Annotated in this window: 16 protein-coding genes and 1 pseudogene; 8 read left to right on the forward strand and 9 right to left on the reverse strand. The window is 57.2% G+C overall.

Features of this window, described 5'->3' with window-relative positions:
- Window positions 1-246 precede the first annotated feature (246 nt).
- Window positions 247-2,643 carry an arylsulfatase gene (locus tag LB462_RS01470; protein ID WP_224505643.1) on the reverse strand — a complete coding sequence of 799 codons (2,397 nt, stop codon included), beginning with the start codon at window positions 2,641-2,643 and terminating at the stop codon, window positions 247-249.
- Between the two features lie 782 nt (window positions 2,644-3,425).
- On the opposite strand from LB462_RS01470, the gene LB462_RS01475 reads away from it, so the two are divergent.
- Entirely contained in the window at window positions 3,426-5,366 is a 1,941-nt protein-coding gene (locus tag LB462_RS01475) for an adenylate/guanylate cyclase domain-containing protein (RefSeq protein ID WP_224506024.1), read from the forward strand.
- Window positions 5,367-5,513: 147 nt separating this feature from the next.
- Window positions 5,514-6,104, forward strand: a complete 591-nt coding sequence (locus LB462_RS01480) for a sulfocyanin-like copper-binding protein (RefSeq protein WP_224505644.1) — start codon at window positions 5,514-5,516, stop codon at window positions 6,102-6,104.
- A gap of 195 nt (window positions 6,105-6,299) precedes the next feature.
- Here the strand turns inward: LB462_RS01480 and LB462_RS01485 are convergent, their stop codons facing one another.
- Window positions 6,300-7,331, reverse strand: a complete 1,032-nt coding sequence (locus LB462_RS01485; RefSeq protein WP_224505645.1) for a hypothetical protein — start codon at window positions 7,329-7,331, stop codon at window positions 6,300-6,302.
- On the reverse strand, window positions 7,321-8,445 hold the full coding sequence (locus tag LB462_RS01490) for an HlyD family secretion protein (protein WP_370637022.1): 1,125 nt from the start codon (window positions 8,443-8,445) through the stop codon (window positions 7,321-7,323). The genes LB462_RS01485 and LB462_RS01490 overlap by 11 nt, the downstream gene beginning before the upstream one ends.
- A 230-nt stretch (window positions 8,446-8,675) precedes the next feature.
- On the opposite strand from LB462_RS01490, the gene LB462_RS01495 reads away from it, so the two are divergent.
- The 3 genes from LB462_RS01495 (at window position 8,676) to LB462_RS01505 (ending at window position 12,411) form a co-directional block, all read left to right on the forward strand.
- The gene (locus LB462_RS01495; protein ID WP_224505646.1) at window positions 8,676-9,782 is read left to right on the forward strand and encodes an AI-2E family transporter; all 1,107 of its coding nucleotides are present in this window, start codon (window positions 8,676-8,678) and stop codon (window positions 9,780-9,782) included.
- Window positions 9,779-10,222 carry a potassium channel family protein gene (locus tag LB462_RS01500; RefSeq protein ID WP_224505647.1) on the forward strand — a complete coding sequence of 148 codons (444 nt, stop codon included), beginning with the start codon at window positions 9,779-9,781 and terminating at the stop codon, window positions 10,220-10,222. The genes LB462_RS01495 and LB462_RS01500 overlap by 4 nt, the downstream gene beginning before the upstream one ends.
- A gap of 425 nt (window positions 10,223-10,647) precedes the next feature.
- Window positions 10,648-12,411 (forward strand): adenylate/guanylate cyclase domain-containing protein, encoded by a 1,764-nt coding sequence (locus LB462_RS01505; RefSeq protein ID WP_224505648.1) that lies wholly within the window; start codon window positions 10,648-10,650, stop codon window positions 12,409-12,411.
- Between the two features lie 351 nt (window positions 12,412-12,762).
- On the opposite strand, the gene LB462_RS01510 is transcribed toward LB462_RS01505, so the two are convergent.
- Both LB462_RS01510 and LB462_RS01515 read right to left on the reverse strand, forming a co-directional pair.
- Window positions 12,763-13,086 carry a YnfA family protein gene (locus LB462_RS01510; RefSeq protein ID WP_224505649.1) on the reverse strand — a complete coding sequence of 108 codons (324 nt, stop codon included), beginning with the start codon at window positions 13,084-13,086 and terminating at the stop codon, window positions 12,763-12,765.
- Between the two features lie 78 nt (window positions 13,087-13,164).
- Window positions 13,165-13,590, reverse strand: coding sequence for a MerR family transcriptional regulator (locus tag LB462_RS01515; RefSeq protein ID WP_224505650.1), 426 nt, complete (start codon window positions 13,588-13,590; stop codon window positions 13,165-13,167).
- 66 nt (window positions 13,591-13,656) lie between these two features.
- Here LB462_RS01515 and LB462_RS01520 point away from each other — a divergent pair, with 66 nt between their 5' ends.
- Together LB462_RS01520 and LB462_RS01525 are read left to right on the forward strand one after the other, a co-directional pair.
- The gene (locus LB462_RS01520) at window positions 13,657-14,397 is read left to right on the forward strand and encodes a cation efflux transmembrane domain-containing protein (RefSeq protein ID WP_224505651.1); all 741 of its coding nucleotides are present in this window, start codon (window positions 13,657-13,659) and stop codon (window positions 14,395-14,397) included.
- Window positions 14,398-15,101: 704 nt separating this feature from the next.
- On the forward strand, window positions 15,102-15,608 hold the full coding sequence (locus LB462_RS01525) for a DUF2380 domain-containing protein (RefSeq protein WP_224505652.1): 507 nt from the start codon (window positions 15,102-15,104) through the stop codon (window positions 15,606-15,608).
- A 13-nt stretch (window positions 15,609-15,621) separates the two neighbouring features.
- On the opposite strand, the gene LB462_RS01530 is transcribed toward LB462_RS01525, so the two are convergent.
- Complete coding sequence (locus LB462_RS01530) at window positions 15,622-15,951, reverse strand: hypothetical protein (RefSeq protein ID WP_224505653.1); 330 nt, start codon at window positions 15,949-15,951, stop codon at window positions 15,622-15,624.
- Between the two features lie 600 nt (window positions 15,952-16,551).
- Between LB462_RS01530 and LB462_RS01535 the strand changes: the two genes are divergently transcribed.
- Window positions 16,552-17,730: a GAF domain-containing sensor histidine kinase gene (locus LB462_RS01535; protein ID WP_224505654.1), complete on the forward strand. Its 1,179-nt coding sequence runs from the start codon at window positions 16,552-16,554 to the stop codon at window positions 17,728-17,730.
- 139 nt (window positions 17,731-17,869) lie between these two features.
- Here the strand turns inward: LB462_RS01535 and LB462_RS01540 are convergent.
- The 3 genes and pseudogenes from LB462_RS01540 to LB462_RS01550 all read right to left on the reverse strand — a co-directional run.
- Window positions 17,870-18,673, reverse strand: a pseudogene (locus LB462_RS01540) (tyrosine-type recombinase/integrase); the annotation flags it as partial.
- Between the two features lie 125 nt (window positions 18,674-18,798).
- Window positions 18,799-18,978: a hypothetical protein gene (locus LB462_RS01545; RefSeq protein ID WP_224505656.1), complete on the reverse strand. Its 180-nt coding sequence runs from the start codon at window positions 18,976-18,978 to the stop codon at window positions 18,799-18,801.
- Between the two features lie 156 nt (window positions 18,979-19,134).
- The gene (locus LB462_RS01550) at window positions 19,135-20,172 is read right to left on the reverse strand and encodes a porin (protein ID WP_224505657.1); all 1,038 of its coding nucleotides are present in this window, start codon (window positions 20,170-20,172) and stop codon (window positions 19,135-19,137) included.
- Between the last annotated feature and the right edge of the window lie 93 nt (window positions 20,173-20,265).

Raw genomic sequence — 20,265 nt, forward strand, 5'->3', positions numbered from 1 at the left:
AGCGCCATTTTCGGACCTTCGGCCGCAATGTCGCAAAGGCCGCGTCTTGCTCCTTTACGGAAGCCGTTTGATCCGGCCAAACTCTCACTTAGAGACCGGAGCGGCACCGGCAGCACCAACCGGCTTGGAGGCACGGCGGCCAGCTCCAAAGCGGGTTTGCGCCTCGGTCATGCCTTCCCTTCCGGACGTCAGTGCCCCGTTGCGAGGGACACTGAAGATGTCCCGAACACCAGTTGAGTGAGCTGCCTAGATCTGCGGCGGCCCAAGCTTGACCGTCAGCTTGTTGAGCGTGCCGGTGAAACGGAAAGGCACCTGATAGTCCTTGTCGTCCACCGGGCTGCGGGTGTCGATACCCACGTCGAAGGATTCGTCGATCGTCGCCACGAACGGGATGGTGTGCGGGATCGTCTGCTTGGCGACCTCGGCGCCATCGACGCTGAGGACGCCGGTGCCGCCCTTGGCGAAACCGGGCCCGTCATAAGTGAAATCGAAGACGACGCTGTGCTTGCCGGGCGTCAGGGCGTCCGTGCCTTCCCAGCGAAACCGCTCCAACCCCAGCAGGTTGTAGGTGAAGACCGGCTTTCCCTTCAGCAGGTAGAGGCCGTAGCCGCCGAAACGACCACCGAGTGTGTTGATCACGCCTTCCCCGCCACCTTCGGGAACCTCAACGTCAGCTGTGATTGTGTAAGATCGAGTTAAGGGGCTGGGCGCAGCAGAGGGCGACAGGCCCGAGAGTACGCCGGTGTAGGTGAACGTGTCCCGACCAGCGGTGGCGCTCGGCTGTTGACCGAAGCGCGTGGCAACCCTGTTGTCGAGCGGGAACACTTGGTATTTCGCGGCCTCCACAAGGAACAGGTCTTGCAACTCCTTGAGCTTGGCGGGCTCCTTGCTGGCGAGATCGTCGAACTGCGAGAAGTCCTTGGTCAGATCGTAGAGCTCCCAATTGTAGCCATCGAGTACATCGGGAAGTTTACCCAACCCGAGAAGCCACGGCCCAGCAGCCGGCGTGGTAGAGGCGATCCAGCCGTCATGGTAGACCGCGCGATTGCCAAACATCTCGAAATACTGGGTCTCGCGAGCTGATGGAACGTCCTTAGCTCCCTTTGACCATGTATAAGCCATGCTGACGCCTTCTATGGGCTTCTGGGCGATGCCGTTCACCGTTTGTGGCGCTTTGATGCCTGTCGCCTCAAGTATCGTCGGCACGATGTCAATCACGTGGTGGAATTGGCTGCGAATACCGCCCTTGTCGGTAATGTGGCCCGGCCACGACATCGCCATACCTTGGCGGGTGCCGCCAAAATGCGAGGCAATCTGTTTGGTCCACTTGAAGGGTGTGTCAAAGGCCCAGGACCAAGCAACTGACATATGCGGTGTCGTCCTATCAGACCCCCAAGCGTCATAATACTTCAACTGATCCGCCACCGGCATGTTGATCCCTTGGATCGCCGCTAGGTCGAAGGCCGTCCCGATGGTCGAGCCCTCGGCGCTGGTGCCGTTATCGCCTTCGATGTATATGACTAACGTGTTGTCGAGCTTGCCCTGATCACGAACCTCATCGATCACCCGACCGATCTCATAGTCGGCATAGGCGACATAAGCGGCGTAGACCTCTGCCTGACGGGCAAACATCTTCTTATCGTCAGCTGATAGTGTATCCCATTTGGGAAGGTCATCTGGCCACGGAGTCAGCTGGGTATTCTCCGGAATCACTCCGAGCCGCTTCTGGTTGGCGAAAATCTCGTCGCGCATGGCGTTCCAACCCATGTCGAACTTGCCTTTAAACTTGTCGATCCATTCCTGCGTGGGGTGGTGCGGGGCATGGGTGGCACCCGGCGCGTAGTAGAGGAGAAATGGTTTCTCAGGCGCCGCCGCGTCGACCTCGCGCAGGTAATTGATGGCGTCGTCGGCCATACCGGTGATCAGGTTGAAGCCGGGCTGATCTTTCCATGGGAAGATCTGGGTATGGTCACGGAAGAGCCAAGGGATCCACTGATTGGATTCACCGCCCATGAAGCCATAGAAATAGTCGAACCCCATACCCGACGGCCACTGATCAAATGGGCCCGAGGTCGAATATGCGTTGGTGGGAGTGTTGTGGTTCTTGCCGAACCACGAGGTCGCGTAGCCGTGACTTTTAAGGATATTCCCGATAGTGGCGTTGTCCGGCCTTATGATCGAATCATAGCCGGGAAACCCAGTGGCTTGCTCTGAAATGACTCCGAAGCCCGAAGAATGGTGGTTACGCCCGGTGATCAGCGCGGCGCGGGTGGGCGAGCATAACGCGGTGGAGCAGAACTGCGTGAAGCGCAACCCGTCCGCAGCGACCCGATCGAACGTCGGTGTCGGGATGACACCGCCGAAGGTTCCCGAGACGCCGTAACCCGCGTCGTCGGTCATGATCAGCAGCACGTTCGGTGCGCCCTTTGGCGGGACCACGGTGGGCGGCCACCAAGGGGTTGAGTCCTTGGCGTCCAGATTGATGGTCCCGCCGAATACCGGCGGCGCAGCCGGCAGTGACTGGCCGTCAATCGTTGACGTGGCGCTGGGTGAGCCCGGTGCCCCTGTGACTTGCTGCGCGGCAGCGGGAAAGACATAAAAGCAACTGGCGGCGAGGACTGCGAGGTAGGAGCACAATTTCATCGTTCAATCCTCCCTGTTGGTTTTAAGCCAAAAACGGGAAGCGAGCGACACCTCCCGATCTCAAATGTTCGCTCGTGCGCGGATGAGAGTCCGTAACGGTACGGCCGACGTATGCATCAACTTTAACGATGCGATTACAGAGTTTCAGACTGCTGGCCAGCAGTGAAGTACGTTACTGTAACATACCGAACCGCTGAGAGCGGATATCGATGCAAATGGTAATGATTCAATTGACGCGAAACTTGTTGGGGAATCAAATCAGTAACCGCCAGTGGCGCAGATGAGCCATCTCAGAAGGCTTCGGCTGCGGCCGCTTTCCGCTAAATGGTGATAACCTCGTGCATGCCGAGGGAGATCCGCCAAGGGCCACCTGCGGACATTCAATAATGTCCGCTCCGCGCCAATTGCGGACTCCCATCTGGTCTCCAAAGCTCCAGGTCAAGATACGGGTCGGGACCGTGATCCCTCCCAGGCCCTCTCGAGGACAAGGGACGGGTGACGCGATCCGCTTGCGACATTCAATAGTAACCGCAGAAACCGCCAATACGTGATTTTGGTGCGCCGGTTCACCTCATCGGGGCAATTTCGGTTGCTTGGATCGATCATGACAGTTGATCCATTGTATCAAGCGTTTGGCTTCACTTTGCTTGCGCGACGGATGGGTGGTCGGGCGATGTTCTTTTTCGGCCGGCAATGGTATTTACCTTCTCGCCCGGCTCTCGCCCCACTTGCTGATTGATACCGCAGAGGCGTTCCGTGCTCAGGCCGGGGGGCGTTACGTGATGCAGATTAGGGGTAACAAGAAGAAGGGTGCCCTTTCGGCGTGGGATGTGCCGTTACGGCTGCATCTGAGTGTCGTAATCCTGGGGCTGTTGGCCTGCATTTCACTACCGCTCATATGGATGACTTACGCGCAGGGCAAGTTTACGGCGTTGTCCGCTGGCAAAGCCGAGATGGGCCAACTCGGGCTTCGCGCGATCGAGGATTACCGCAATGTCTTCAACAGCGGTTATGCTGGAGTGGTGACGGCCTCTGTCGTTCCGGAGATGCTTACCGCACCGCCACAAGATCTGAAGGCAAAGCACGACTTCCTGCTCAAAGTCCTGCAGTCGACTTTCCGTATCGACAGCGTCTATGCAGGCTATCCCGACGGTAGCTTCGTGCAGGCTGTCGACGTGACCGCAAATCCGGAATGGCGCACCAACCTGGACACCTCCGGGGAGACTGCATTTGCCGTCCGCGTGATCACACAGGTTGGCGGAGCGCCCAATACGACCTGGACGTTTTACGACAAGGATGCGCGCCCGCTCTATCGACGCGCGGATCGCGATGACATGTTCGACCCGCGTATTCGGCCATGGTATGTCACAGCTGTCGATAACGGCAAGGCAGTCTCGGTCGGACCCTATGTCTCGGCGGCCACCAACTCCATGACGATAACGCTCGCGATGCCCACGGGGGAAGGCAATCGCGTCGTGATCGGAGCGGACGTGCTGCTGCTTACCCTCGGCGAGATCGTCGATGTCAGCGCACTCTCGAATGAGGCACGTGGCTATGTTTTTGACCGGAAAGGTCGCGTGCTCGTCCACTCCGACAAGACTGTCATGAATGAAATCCGCGGGCAGCTTCGCCGGGGACGGGAGCTTTCGGTTGCCGACCTTGCAAAAGCCGATCCTGCCATTCCGGCAATCGCAACTTTACTCGCCTCGGACGGGGGTCCCGCGACTGGCGATGTGGTCCAGTTTCCCGTCATGGGGCGCGAATACCTGGCGCAGTTCTTCAGCGAGGACATCTCCGGGCTGGTCGGCGGTTATACGGTGGTGATATCGGCACCACTCGATGAACTTGTGGCGTCCGTCGAGCGCACGCTGAAGCGCAACCTGGCGATCGCCGCGGCTTTCCTTGCCACAGGCGTGTTGGCGGCGCTCATCATATCCCGGCTGATCAGTAGATCACTCTATGCGCTCGCCGACGAAGCAAGGCACATAGGTGAACTCGAATTCGGTGAAAGCCGTACCGCACATTCCTTCATATCCGAGGTCAATGCGCTGGCAAAAGCACTGAGTTCGGCACGCACGGCCATCAAGACGTTCTCGCTTTACGTGCCGCGGGAGCTTGTGCGCAGGATCGTCATTGCAGGTCAATCGGCTGTCGGCTCGGCAGCACGGCAAGACATCACGGTCCTCTTCACCGACATACAAGACTTCACCACCATTTCCGAGCAGCGCTCACCGGAAGAAGTCGTCGCTCTGCTCTCAAGCTATTTTGAAGCACTCAACGAGATTATCGAACGTCACGGCGGGACGATCGTGCAGTATATAGGCGACTCCGTTCTGGCGATGTGGAACGCTCCCGTTCTCGATGATCGGCATGTCGAACATGCTTGTCACTGCGCCTTGGCGATGAAGGCTGCGATCGATGCGATGAATGCCGCCAATTGTGCGGACGGTCGGCCCGAGCTCATCACGCGCTTTGGCCTGCACACCGGACCGGCTGTGGTAGGCAGCGTGGGTGCAGAGACACGTCGGCAATACACGCCCATTGGAGACACTGTGAACATCGCCTCGCGTCTCGAGGGGCTCAACCGGCAGTATGGAACGTCGATCCTCGTCAGCGGCGCAGTCCGCGATGCGGTTGGCAAAATGTTTAATCTCGTCCCGATCGAGGTTGTCAGCGTCAAGGGACGAACCGGACAGACGGAACTCTTTGAACTTAGGGCGTAAGGCCAATCCGAGGACGGCTGGCTTCTAACTCTGCGTTAGAATCTTCCGACGTGTTACCCATCATGCGTTTGCTGGTGTGACGCTTCATTTGGGAGTATTTTCGTTCATCAAGGATTGGCCTACACAGCGCTCGGGAGGAGCTCTGCAATGGAGTGCCGTGCCCATATTGCCTTTCTTGCCTTCATCGTTTTGGGACTGTTGCCTGGAATTGCACTGGCGGCGGAGCCTTTCGTCCCGAGCTGGATCAAGAACGTACCCGCAGCCAAAACCGTGGCGATAGAGATCGTTGCCGATTGGAATCAGGTCGAACGGTATCGCAGGGACAACATCCGGACCGACATTATAGACTTCAACGGATACTGGGGCGGCAATCTTACGATTATCGTCCCGGTGGATTGGTCGGTAGAGATCACGTTCATCAATGGCTCCTTGTCTTTCCCACATAGCCTGATGGTGACCAGGGTCTATGCTCAGTCAGAAATGCCGGTGAAGCTGACGGCCAAGGATGCGATCTGGGGTGCGCATACCGATCCGCCAGAGGGAATCAAATACAATGAGCGAAGACAACTCAACTTTGTTGCTCTGCAGGCCGGAAAATATTTCCTTGCCTGTGCCAGGCAAACACATCTGATGGACGGTCACTGGATCGGTTTCGAGGTGAGAAACAACCTCGACCAAGCCGTAGCGGTCGTCCATGACGACAAGTTTCCGCGGGATCAACCCCCGGGACGTCCGTAGATCTGCGCTACCCTTCCTTCCGGATTGTGAGGGCATGTCCGCTTCGCGCCACGAGCGGTCATTCGCGTTGACTCGGGGTTAGTTAGTTCGCGCGAGACGCTGCACTCTAACGCTGATCGCGATGATGTCCGCCGGGTGGTCAGCCTCTGCGATTCGCCAAGGTGGTGATCGATCGGGGCGTCAGCCGACAAGCGTTCAATCAAGACTGCGCTCCTGCCGAGGCCAAAGCAACGTTGTCATGAAGATCGCATAGGCTATGGCCACCAGTATGTAGGTCACCCGGGTGGAAAAGGACTCGGCGGCGGACCCCGGAAGCGGTGACACACCTGTTCCGAAAACGAGGAGGAAGATCGTTAAAGCACCCGCGTAAAGTTTGGCGGACGGCGCATGCATGGCAGCACGACCGCCAAATACCAACCCGGCCAGCAGTACCAATAGAAAGAGGAAAATGAGGGACGGCCGTAACTGAAGCAGCCCGAATGCGACGGACGCAGCTACGCCTCCGGTTATATTGGTTATCACGAGCCCCAAGGCGGCGCGTGTGCTGGCTGCAACGTCGAATTGTGAAAGCAGTGACACCACTGTTATCGGAATGACGATCGCCGTGGCCAGTCCTTCGCGGGTCAGACAGGCAACCACCGCGATCAGCAGTATGGCGGTGTTGGCTGCAGCGTAGCGTGCCGCACGCGGATACGTCGTTTTCGTCGCGGCCTGAAGAGCCGGGCCACCTCTGTCTGGTATAAAAACGTAGGCCGCCCACATCAAAAGCATTCCGGTTACCACACCCTGAACCAGGATCATAAGAATGGTGTCGCCGAGGTCTTCGTTCAGAATTGTGAGGAGTGGCACCATAACCGCAATGACCAGCACAAGAAAGATTGTGGGGCCGCCCTTGCCATTGGCCTGCTGGTAGAAACATCCGAAATAAATCAGTCCGAGCAACAGCAACAAAACAGGCGGCCTGTCGCCGGTCAGAACCGTCAGGAATTGCAGAAACGCTCCGGTGACAAGGATCAGCACTGTGACCGCCAACGCCTTTTGCAACGGCATGGGGCGGGAACTGGAGATCAGAAACTGTGCCGCAAACAATGGCCCAAGGAAGGGGATGATAGCCCCCGAATAAACCGACCAGGAAAAGCCGACTGCAACGGCAAGCGCTATGCGCAGACCCTTGCGCTTTACATTAACGTGGTCCGCCTCGTGCAAAAGAAGCGTATCAGCTGACATAGGTCAGGACCGAAAGGATCCGGATCCAGATGCTGCCGAGGGCATTGGTGATTGGATGGTCTCCGGTATAGATCACCACATTCGCCTGCGAACCGTAGCGTACGCCCTTGGGCCGCCCTTCGTCGAGAACCAGGCGGATGGGAAAGCTCTGCGGTGTTCTCACCCATCCAGTGTCTGTGGAAATCTTCGGCAGGCCTGTCGCCGGGTCGACACTCCCTTGAGCCACCCCCATCCCGATGCCTTCAACTGCGGCGGCGAAAATCTGACCCGGGAGAACATCGAAAAGCACCTCCGCACGGTCGCCCGCGGCAACCATCTCGAGGCTGTTTTCCTTGAATGCGGCCGTGATCCAGATCGTGCCGGTATCGATGAAGGTCATCGCACTCTCGCCAGCGCTGAGCATACCTCCGACGGAAAGCTGGAGATTGGTGACGACGCCTTCCGCCGGCGCCAAGACCGTCGTACGCAGCAGATCAAGTTGGGCTTTTTCAAGCGCCGCGAGCGCCTCCTGCAATTGCGGATTGTCCTTTCCTGCGGGCCCAAGCTCCTCCCGAGCCCGCGCCAGGTCGGCTTCGGCTGCATCCACGCCGGCATCTGCCTGATCCAGCGCCGCCGCGGCCTCATCATGTTTCGCCTGGGCGTAGATACCACGCTTGACAAGTTCCACGGCGCGGGTGGCTTGATCCTGGACATTGACCCGGACTGCCTTCGACTCCACCACCTTGGCCTGGGCGACATCGACTGCCGCCGTCGAAGCGCCGATCGTCTGACCTACCCCTGCCAGGCGTGCTTCCGCCTCTGCCACGGCAATCCGGTACTGTTCCGGATCCAGCCGAAACAGCATCTGGCCGGGCGTCACGGCACTATTGTCAGTCACGCCAACTTCAATAACCCGCCCGGTAACCTCGGGCGCTACGCCAACGACATAGGCACTGACGGTCGCCTGCGAGGAAGAAGGCGTGCGCCGCTCCATGAAAACTGTCACGACGAACAGAAGCGAAGCCACCAGAAGCACGGTAATTGCGACCGTGCGCTGCGGGTTTTTCTCTTTCAGAGGCGCGCCCATAGTATTTGGAGCATCATCACGAGGGGCCCCAGTTGCATCCGACGCCATGACGTTTCCCCCTAGGATCACGCGGCCGTCGCGTTGGAAGGCAATTTAGTCCTAAGCGGCCGCCATCGCAAGCAAGCCGATGCGACATCGCGCTTGTCGAATGGCCGGAGAGGCGCGCACCCATCGAACACTTTTGCATCTGTCTTGCGGGAAGACCAAAACAGGTAAATAATTACACAAAGTACCAAGCTACCTGGGAAATCCAGATTGGCTGGGAAGGGGGCAGCAAAATGCAGCCGAACGTCACAATCCCTGAGCGCGCGCCGTCGCTCTTGAGAATGCTCGATTCAGTGCTTCAGATCGGACTCGTGGGCTTACTGATCTTTGCCTGTAGCCGCATCATATTGCCGTTTACCGGCATCCTGCTCTGGTCGGTGATCCTCGCGGTCATGCTCTATCCGCTACACCAACGCCTGGTCGCCCGGGTCGGCAATCGCTGGTCGGCGACGTTGATCGGGCTCGTCAGCGTTGCGCTGATGCTGGTCCCACTGGTCATGGTAGTGACGTCGCTCGGGTCTTCCACCCTGGAGTTCGTCTCAGGCTTGCAGGACAGCAGCCTGACGGTGCCGCCGCCGCCGCTATGGCTTGCCGACCTGCCGGTTGTTGGCCAGAAACTGACGGAGACATGGGTGCTCGTCGAGACAAACATGCCTGCGGCGCTCGCCAAGTACGGCAAAATGCTCGGTGGAGTTGCATCATGGCTGGCGTCGTTCGCGGGCGGTTTGGCCGCCGGTCAGCTGTCGTTCGTACTATCGTTCGCAGTCGCTGCCGTACTCATCGCCTATGGTGAAGGCGCCACCGAATTCGCCAGTCGCCTGTTGGAACGCATCACCGGCAGCAAGGCGCAGGGCCCCCGGCTGGTTGCGATGACCGCCGCTACGATCCGGGGTGTGGCAGTCGGCGTCGTTGGCGTAGCTGTCATCCAGTCGCTGCTGATCGGCATAGGCTTTTTCGCCATAGGTCTTTCGTCAGCTGGCATCTTGACGCTCGTGGTGCTGTTGTTTGCAATCGTGCAGGTGCCGGCGTTGCTGGTAACACTACCTGTCATCGCCTATGTTCTTGCGACGGAAGCGACCACGCCGGCGATCATCTTTTCAATCTGGACCGTTATTGCCGGCCTCAGCGACAACCTCCTCAAGCCACTGATGCTCGGCCGCGGACTTGAAGTTCCGATGCCGATCATTCTCATTGGTGTGATTGGCGGCATGATCGCCGACGGGCTTCTTGGCCTGTTTGTGGGCCCAGTTCTCCTGGCCGTTGGATACGTCCTGCTTATGGAGTGGTTGAGGTACGACCCCGTTGAGGGCGGGCCGCCGATTGAAGATGCGCCGCCATGATCGCGGTTATTGCTCTCGGCTTGCTCGCCATGTTGGCGTGCCTTGCGCTCCAGGTGCTGGCATCGGTGTTCGCCGCCCGCTACTTCGCCAAGGCCTCCCGGCAACCACTGGGCCCAAAGCCGCTGCGCGGGATTTTCCTTCAATTCTCGATTCTGATGCTACTGCTAATGATCGGCAACATCATCCAGGTTGCGTTTTGGGCATCGCTGTACAGACTGCTCGGCGCATTTGCGGACTTTGAAACGGCGATGTATTTCTCGGGCGTGACCTTCACTTCGCTCGGTTATGGTGACGTTTTGCTGCAAGGCCGAATGCGGCTGCTTGGGCCGCTTCAGGCTGCCAACGGTCTGATGATGTTCGGGATCACCACGGCGCTCTTCATCTCCGCTATCCAGCAGGTCATCGCCAAATGGATCGCCGCGCAGTCAGCCCGCACGTAGAATGCCGATGGGACGACGGGGGTTAAGCCGGCCTCTGTGACCACTAGCGCAGGATGGAAAGGCCTCGCTTGCTTGATGTCGATATCAAGCAAGCGTCGAGGATCCAGAATGACCGCTTTGCGCCAAAAGACTGGACCTTTAATAATTGTCCGCCGTACGCCTACGCCAGACTTTCGTTCCACGGAAAATGGTGCGCTCATGCCGCGATGGTCGGAACGATCTATTTCGCCGAAATTGATTCAGATCGGTGCTGAATTGTGGGCGTACTCGATCGCCGAAAATTGCGCGTCTGTTCTACTCGACGGTGCGGTACCTGGCTTCTTTCAGAAGAGGACGCGCTAAAATCGATAGGCGATTTCATGTGGGTGCTATAAAATCCATATGATGGAAGGAGGCACAACTGTTATCAATATGTTGGTAAAACAATGGAACAGAGACTAGCCGCAGTCCTGGCAGCCGATATGGCAGGCTATAGCCGGCTAATGGAGGCCGACGAGGCAGGCACGATCGCCCGCCTCAAAACGCACCGGATAGAATTGATCGATCCTGCCATCGCGAAGAACAAGGGCCGGATCATCAAGACAACGGGCGACGGCATGCTCGTGGAGTTCCAGAGCGTGACGGATGCAGTGAAGTGCGCCGTGGAAATCCAGCAGCGCATGCAGCGGCGCAATTCGGACGTGCCGCAGGATCGGCGGATCGAATTTAGGATCGGCATCAATCTTGGCGATATCATTTTCGAAGACGGCGACATTTTCGGCGACGGTGTGAATATTGCTTCTCGAATTGAACAACTTGCCGATGTAGGCGGTATTTGCGTCACCGGCGCCGTGGCAACACAAATCGCCGATCGTCTCGAAGTCTCCATCGAGGATCTGGGTGAGAAGACGCTTAAAAATATAAGCCGTCCCGTTCGTCTGTTTCGTATCGGACTTGAGAATTCTGCCTTGCCCGCTCAGCCGGGGGACTTCGATGCGAAGCGGTCTATCTCCAAACCCTCGATAGTGGTCCTGCCCTTCAACAATATGAGCGGTGACCCCGATCAAGAGTTTTTCGCGGACGGTCTTACCGAAGACATCCTTACGGAATTGTCGCGCCGCCACGAACTATTCGTCATCTCACGCAACTCCAGTTTCGTTTACAAGAACCGAGCCGTGAATGTGCGCGAAGTCGCAGAGAAACTCGGGGCTCAATACGTGGTGGAGGGAAGCGTCCGGAAGATCGGCGATAGGGTGCGCGTAACGGTCCAGCTCATCGACGCAGCCAATGCTGCCCATATCTGGGCGGATAAATACGACCGTAGGCTGGACGATATATTTGCGATCCAGGATGAAATAACAGCTGCGATAGCAGCAACCTTGCCCGGGCGCGTTGAAGCCGCCCAGCGCGACCAGCTAGGGCGGACGAAACCTGCAAACATGGCCGCATACGAGTGCGCGCTCGCCGCCAAGGTGCTGCATCACAGGGGCACAGTTGCCGACAATACGCAGGCTCAGTCCCTGATAGACCGGGCAGTTGAGCTCGACCCGGGTTATGCCCATGCCCATGCTTGGCGGGCGTGTATTCTCGGCCAGGCCTGGGTCCACAGCTGGTGCGAAGACAAGGATGCTGTCTGGGGCGAAATCGTTGCTGCGCTGGATCGGGCTTTGGCGCTGGATGACAACGATGCCGACGTGCATCGCATACTGGCCGCGGTGAGTGTGAACAATAACGCTCTGACCACGGCCCGTTATCACCAGGAGCGTGCCCTTTCCCTCAATCCCAACTACGACCTTGTGGTGGTTCAGCAAGGGGAACTGTTGACGTGGCTGGGACGGCCTGAAGAGGGAATCGAATGGATCCGCAAGGCAATGCGGCTGAATCCACATCACCCCGAAAGATTTTGGAGTCATCTTGGAAAAGCACACTTCGCTGCGCATCAGTATGGCGAAGCTATCGAAGCATTCATGCACCTGTCCGTCCTGGATGAGATCCAGCACGCATTCGTCGCGGCATGTTACGGCTGGCTCGGCGATGAGATCGCGGCTACGGCTCATATGAAGGAGGTCAGAACGCTCCTCCCCGAATTCGCCGTCGAATCCTTCCTCGCCACATTGCACTATGCTCAGCAATCCGACGTGGATCACCTCCGCGAGGGACTTGTCAAAGCAAGAGGGGACGACGGTTTTCCTGCAGCGAACGATTTTTGAAAGGGTACCATTTGAGCCTCCAGTCTTGACGGGAGAGTCATTATCCTCGAGGAGCTTGACCTTCGAAGCACAGAGCGAAGACAACTCAACTTTGTTTCTCTGCAGGCCGGAAAATATTTCCTTGCCTGTGCGAGGCAAACACATCTGATGGACGGTCACTGGATCGGTTTCGAGGTGAGAAACAACCTCGACCAAGCCGTAGCAGTCGTCCATGACGACAAGTTTCCGCGGGATCAACCCCCGGGACGTCCGTAGATCTGCGCCACCCTTCGCTGCCTTCTGCATCGTGGAGGCGCCAATGTCCGCTTCGCGCCACAAGCGGTCGGGCAGCTCCTCGATGCGCCTTACGGGCTAGGCTCTCGTCGGAAGCAGAATAACGGCGGCACCCACGAGGCAGATGACTGCCCCTGTCACGTCCCATCGATCAGGCTTGCTGTTTTCGACGAGCCACAGCCACAAGATCGACGCGACGATGTAAACCCCGCCATAAGCCGCATAAGCGCGTCCCGCCGCGGTGGTATCAACGAAAGTAAGCAGGTACGCAAATAGCGCCAGTGAGGCCATGCCGGGTATGATCCAAAGCGCCGACTTGTCGAGCCTGAGCCACGCCCAGAAGGAGAAGCAACCGGCGATTTCCGCGACGGTGGCGCCAGCATAAACGAGAATCGTCAACATGGCTCACCTCTATAGATGTTTCCGTAGCACGGGCTAGAGGTCTTGCTCCGTCTGTCATTGCGGATAATCGCCATGCGATCAGTTCTCAGCCAAGCGGCCATGCCGATGGGTGCTATCCGCCAAAGTCTCGATCACGCGGCATTCAGCCACCCGGCCACAGGCGCATTCCTTGAGCATCCGTTGCAATTCCGTTCGCAGGGCGCTGAGGCTGGCAATGCGTTCCTCGACTTCAGCGAGGCGCGCCGATGCGATCCTGTCGGCAACGCTGCAAGATTGATCCGGATTGTCCTGCAGCGAGAGAAGCGCACGGATTGCCTCGATGTTGAAGCCGAGCTCACGCGCATGCCTGATGAAGGCAAGTCGCGCTATACTCTTCTTGTCGTAGCGCCTTTGCTGCCCTTCCGTGCGAGGTGGGGGTGCCAAAAGGCCAATCTGTTCATAGTAACGTATGGTTGGCACCTTTACCTGTGTGCGCCGCGCGAGTTCGCCAATCGAAAAATCCATGAAAAAAACCTCTTGAACCTCTAGTCACTATAGGGACTAGGGTGCCAACATTAAAGGAGGCACTGCATGGCTGAACATTGCTGTAACCACGAAACGAGCACTTCTTGCGCACCAGCGACGTTGGTCTTTCCAGCGGACAAGGCAGCCGCTCTCCACAAGGTTGAAGACACTTGCTGTTCCGGTGGAGTGCCAATCTTTGACGGCGTAGACCCGCGCTACAAACGGATACTCTGGACTGTGATCGCCATCAACGGAGCGATGTTCCTGACGGAGATGGTAGCTGGTCAGCTGGCGGGTTCGCAGGCGTTGAAGGCGGATGCTTTGGACTTCCTGGCGGACACCGTCACCTACGGATTGAGCCTCGCCGTGATCGGGGCAAGCCTGCGCACCCGAGCGACAGCCGCCCTGTTCAAGGGTCTCTCGCTTTCTGTCATGGCTGTCTGGGTCTTTGGTTCGACCGTCTATCAAGTCTTTGTCCTCGGACTACCGAGCGCCGAGGTGATGGGTGTGATCGGTTTCTTGGCGCTGGCTGCTAACCTTGGCTCCGTTCTCCTGCTGCGGCCTTACAAAGATGGCGACGCGAATGTTCGATCTGTCTGGCTCTGCTCTCGCAATGACGCGATCGGCAACGTTGTGGTTATGGCTGCGGCTTTTGGAGTGTGGGGCACATCGACCGCATGGCCTGACCTGGCGGTTGCAGCACTCATGGCAGGTATCTTCCTTACATCTTCGGTGCAAATCCTCCGACAGGCGTGGAGCGAGTATCACGAGGGAAAACGCCACGCTTCTCCGGTTGCTGTGGGGTAACAGGTAAATCTGCTATTTCGCCAGCAAGAACACAGGTCCCTTTATAAGATTTTGATATTTCCGGACCAAAGCTCCAATCGATTTCATATGTCGTTCCGGCTATTCTGCGATCGTCTCCGCAAGGGGGCTCGTTGCTGGCTGGACTTCAGTTGAACCGGCCGGAAATGATCATCGGACAAAATGGCCTGCGCGGGTTCGACGCGCGGTCCATTCGCATTTGGAGGTTACGGTTATGCGTGATCTTTCTATTCTGCTCGCCGTCGCTGTCGTCCTGATCCTGGCGTTTCAGACACAGCGCAAACATCGCTAGACGACTTTAAGACTTTACAGTTTCAGCCGTGCCCTTGCGGGCGTCGAGGCCCGGCTCAGCCTTGTCCCCTCAAGTTTTATGAGGGCCGGGGCTCGTTCATTTACCCGCTGGCAGAACGTTATGAGCAGAGTTGGCAGATACCGACGGCGATCGAGACAGCAAAGCCGAAGATGAGCAAATGGCACCACATTGGCGTGGTGTAATGCATGATGTTGTCGTCTTCTTCATCGTCGTGCATGAATGCTCCTCTTGACGCTGAGCCGTCCCCTATCAATTCAATGTGAACGTGGGATGTCAAGGGGCAAGGGAAGTTGTCGGCAGTCATGTGCCGTCAGATTGGACATCGTTACAGTTTCAACTATCCTTTGCTCTGGGCACCAAAAAGGATGATGAAATGACAGTCCATGCCTCATTTGCGGCAATGGTGTTCGGTGCCATGGTCGTCGCTATTGCGCCGGCGCGAGCCGAATCCACAGTGCCGGTTGCAGTGGCAAATTTTGACTTTCTCGACACTTCCGGTGAACCGGTCGATCAGAGCGACACGCACAAGCGCAGGCTGAAGGCGCTCTCTGATTTTCTGCGCGATCAGTTGGCTGCCAGCGGCAAACTCAAACTCGTGACGCTGCCTTGCGAGGCGTCGCAATGTACGGCAGCGGATCCTGGTTTCGAACCGCTTACACGGCAGGCCAAGCAGGCGGGCGCACGTTTTGTCGTTATCGGTGCCGTCGAAAAGACCAGCACATTGATTGGTTGGGTCAAATATTCTGTGCTCAATGTCGACGACCAGCGCGCGATTTGCGGGGAATTGATCACCTACCGCGGTGATACAGACGAATCCTGGCGCCGCGCAGCGAAGTTTTCGGCGGGGCAGATCGTCAACCGCTGCCAATTCGGCGGGTAACTACCGGCGCAAATCAGTTATACGCGAGTTTCGGGGCGTGCGGCGCCTTGGCGTGCACTTCCTTCTGGCGAAGCTCCGCAACCTTGAGCTCGGCCGCGGCAGCAAGGTCCGAGAATATCCTGTCGAGCGCATCGGCAGCTTCATGCAGCGCATCGACAAGGTCGACCGCACCGATCTCCCTTGCCAACCTGCGCATTTCTTCCGCGTGATTTTCCAGAAAAAAGTGCAGCCGTGTTGCCTGATCCAGCGTCAGACCTTCATAGGCGAGGAACCTCGGTATCTTTTCGCTCAGCTGCCCCGCAAGTTCGTTTTTCTCGCGAAGTATATCCAACCATAGTGCCATGCAAGGTCTCCGGTGTGCCGAGTGAAATCCTTACAGATGAGCGACGCAACGTCAATTAATCGTCGAGGTTAGATATCTATAATGCAGATGTATTATGTGACTAAATCAGAAAGAAGTTGATATCGCCGCAGTTTTTCTTGGAAAGGGGCCCCATGTCACGAAAGTACTTTGCCTATTAACAATCCTGACCCTGCGAGTCCGAACCATGCGGCTCGGCGCTGATATCGCTTTTTCCCATGCAAAAAAACGGATATGCCTTGGACTCTGACACATACATTGGCGTTATCGTCTGGAGGCTCTATATTTGGATGCGACTAGGGTCAGGACCTATTAATATGATCGAAATGGCGCCTGAAACGGCAAGAAGATGCGAGGAGAAGCGTGAAGGGCGGGGCCTTCCCCCCGGCCGAGCGGTTCGACACTGCAGCTTGCAGCCGTTTCGGCGTCCGGTGGATATGGTCTTTTCGCCCGGCTACTTTGTCGCAAAGGCTTGAAAATGAACCACATTTCCATCGCCTTTGCTCCGCGTATCCGAACGAAAAGCCTCATGCCATTTTGACCAGATTAACAGGTCCTGACCCTAAAATATCGGAAGCTTTGATGAACAATGACTTTCAGGCCGACATCGATGCGATCGGCCGGATTGATGCCGTACCAATGATCCTCGATGTCGTTTGCCGCAGCACCGGCATGGGCTTTGCCGCCGTTGCGCGGGTAACCGACGATCGCTGGATCGCCTGCGAGGTTCTCGACGCGATCGGTTTTGGCTTGAAGCCGGGCGGTGAACTGGCCGTGAAGACCACGATCTGTGATCAAATCCGCGATAGCCGCGAAGCGGTGGTTATTGATGAAGTCGCGAAAGATCCAGTCTATTCCACTCATCACACGCCGGCCATCTATGGTTTTCAAAGCTATATTTCCATGCCTATCATCCTCCCGGACGGCTCGTTGTTCGGTACGCTATGCGCCATCGATCCAAGGCCGGCGCGTCTCAACAATCCCGAAACCATCGGCATGTTCAAACTGTTTGCAGAATTGATCGCCTTTCATTTGCATGCAAACGAGCGTCTGGCGAGAACGGAGGCGGCGCTGCTCGACGAGCGCAAGATTTCCGAATTTCGAGAACAATTCGTCGCCGTGCTTGGCCATGATCTGCGCAATCCGGTCGCGTCGATTGATTCTGGAACACGCATGCTGCTTCGCTCGCCGTTGGACGAGAAAGCGACGAACATCGTCAAATTGATCCGTGGCAGCGTCGTTCGCATGTCGGGCCTGATCGACAACGTGCTGGATCTGGCGCGCGCAAGACTTGGCGGCGGCGTGGTGCTGGAACTCGACGATGAGGAACCGTTGAAGCCGACACTAGTTCAGGTCATCGATGAATTGGCTTCCGTTCGGACCGGCTATATCGTCGAGGCGCATCTCGACTTCGAAGATCCGGTGAAATGCGACCGGGTCAGGATTGGCCAGCTCCTGTCGAATCTTCTCGGCAATGCCCTGATGCACGGTTCTGAGGATGGTCCCATTCGCGTCAACGCATCGATCGATAATGGCGTCTTTGAGTTGTGGGTCTCCAACACAGGAGAACCTATCCCGCCGGAAGCAATGGCGCAATTATTCCTGCCGTTCTTCCGGCGTGAAGCGCGGGCCGGCCAGCAGGGACTGGGGCTCGGGCTTTATATTGCCTCGGAAATTGCGCGAGTGCATGGCGGGACCCTGGACGTTTCCTCGACCTCTGAAGAAACGCGGTTCACCTTCCGCATGCCGCTGGTGCAATAGGTCTGTCGAGGTTCATGTCAGGGCGAGTCGAAAATGGTGGTTTTCGAGCACCGGAGCGCAGCGTACATTGTCGTACGTGAGCACCGGAGCACAGAAAAACGCCGTTTGCAGGCTGCCATGGCATGAATCTCGACAGACCCTAATGGCGTTCGAGCACGGCCACACAACTGTCGAGATCATTGGTCGCGAGATGGGCGTAGCGCATCGTCATCGACAGGGTCTGATGGCCGAGCCAGATCTGGACGCGCCTGATATCGATGCCGCCGCGCACCAGTCGCGAAGCGCAGGTATGGCGCAGAATATGCGGGACCACCTGATCGTCCGCCCCAAGTCCGACTTCCGCCTTGGCTTCGTTCCAGATCGCGCGAAAACGCACTTGCGTGTGCATGGCGAAGGGACCCTTCAACCGGCCATGCGGGATCTGGACGGCCTCCTTCACCCGGGTGGTCAAAGGAACCGTGCGGCTGCGGCCAGACTTCGTCAGCCAGAAAGTCGAGCGCGAGTCCTGCAGGTCGTTCCAGTTGAGGCCGATCGCTTCGCCAAGCCGGCAACCCGTATCCACCAGAAAGACGCTCAACCTGAAGCTGTCTTCACAACGCATGCGGATCGCCGAGAAAAGCCGCTGTTCTTCTTCCGCTTCAAGGAAGCGGATACGTCCCTGCCGCTCTTTTTGGCGCCGGAACTCCGGCAAATTGTAGATGTCGCCCATTTTGCACGCCTTCCGCAGCAGCTTGCTCAAGGCAGCCATCTTTCGATTGATGGTTGCATTGCTATTGCCGCGCTCGCGTAGCGTGCCGATCACAGAATCGAGCATTTCCTGCGTGAAAACGCTGAAACGCTCGCCGCCCAATATTTCGCAGATTTCTCCAAGGAAAGACCGGACATTGGTTTTGTGCGAACCTTCATCCCAGAGAATACTGATATATTGCGCCGTCAGATTGTTGAGAGAATGCTCCTTGACCAATCGTTTGATCCCATGATCCGCCGAAGCATAGCTGAGATCGTACTGGAACCGGACCGGAAACGCCGTTTCGGGCGGGGAGGGGGCGACACCCAAGGCAGAGATCGTCATAATGATTGCGCTCTAATCGATAAAACAAACATCGGAAAAATATCTGACGAGTTGTACCCGTCTTTTCCGAAAGCACAATCCAGAAGCCCATGCCACTTTAGGCCAATAGACCTTCGTTTGATAAAACCATCACCGGCTTCATCAACGCCCAACCTTGCTGGTTGCTGTCCAAACATGTCACCATCTCCTCGGTCCACGACCGGTTTAAAAATCCTCTCTCGCTAAATGTCTGTGCGTTGCTCTACGAACGCTGAAAATTGAATGGTGAATATGGTTTGAGGGGAAGGCCAACGCCGGAAAAAGCCCGGCGTTGGTTGTTAGTTGACCAATGATCAGAAGTTGCGCTGGAAGCGGACGATGCCCTGGAAGGCATCATCCTTGGCGCCGCGCGTGCGGGCCTGGCGAGCATCATCAAACTTGGTGTAGTTGACTTCCGGCGTGATAACGAAACCTGGAACCAGCGTGTAAGCCACGTTCAAAGCAGCAGCGATTGTGCCTTCGTCTTCGTAGCCAACCTGTGCATTGACAGTTGCCTTGGCGGAAACTTTGGCAGCAATACCGCCCCAGACGGCGTAATCGCCATTCCATGTACCGTAGAAGTCTTTGACATCATTAGACTTGTATCCGCCCATGACCCAAGCCGAGATAGCCTCTGTGACCGTTACGTCCAGACGAGCTTTGCCGGCCCATTCTTCAGCCTTGGAGTCGTAACCGACAACACCGGTAACCGAACCCCAGCCCTGCTTGAACTTCGCGCCACCAAGAATATGCGGAAGATAGTCATCGACCAGGTAGTCGCCTTTACCCTGTTCCGCACCAGCGAATGCCGAGAAACCGTTGTCGGCGGAATAGGTGTAGCTGATCTGGTTGGTGACGTAGTTGCCTTCGGCGATGACGTCGTCGGAGATGATTCCGGAGCCAAGGTAACCGGTCCAGGATGTGAACTGCGAGTCGGCAGCACCAACACGGAAACCGCCAAGCTCGATGGTTGCCTGATTCAGGTCAACCGTTTCGGCATCTGCACCATTCTTGAAGTTGTAGCGAAGTTCAGCATAGGAGCGCAACGTGCCGAGCTCGGTTTCCGAACGGGCATCGAAACGGGTAACGGCACGGGCACGCCAGTCGTAGGTGTCGCGTTCGATGCCCTTGTAAACGTCGTCACCGCCACGGATTTCCGCACGGACATAGCCGCTGACCTTCAGGCAGGTTTCGGTCCCGGGGATATAGAAGAAGCCGGCGCCATATGCGTCGCAGATGCGAACATATTCAACCGGTTCTGGTTCAGCGACGACAACTGCGTCTGCGGCACGCGCGCCGGATACTGCAACGAGGGCTGCAGCGGAGCCAAAAAGCAGGCTCTTGATGTTCATTTCTAATCTCCAATCAAATAAAAAATGGCTTGGGTGTTTCAAATTTGGTGAGGGAACAGGTCCTCTCGACCGGTACCTGCAATTCAACCAACG

The sequence above is a fragment of the Phyllobacterium chamaecytisi genome, from assembly GCF_020164455.1.
Lineage (GTDB): Bacteria > Pseudomonadota > Alphaproteobacteria > Rhizobiales > Rhizobiaceae > Phyllobacterium > Phyllobacterium chamaecytisi.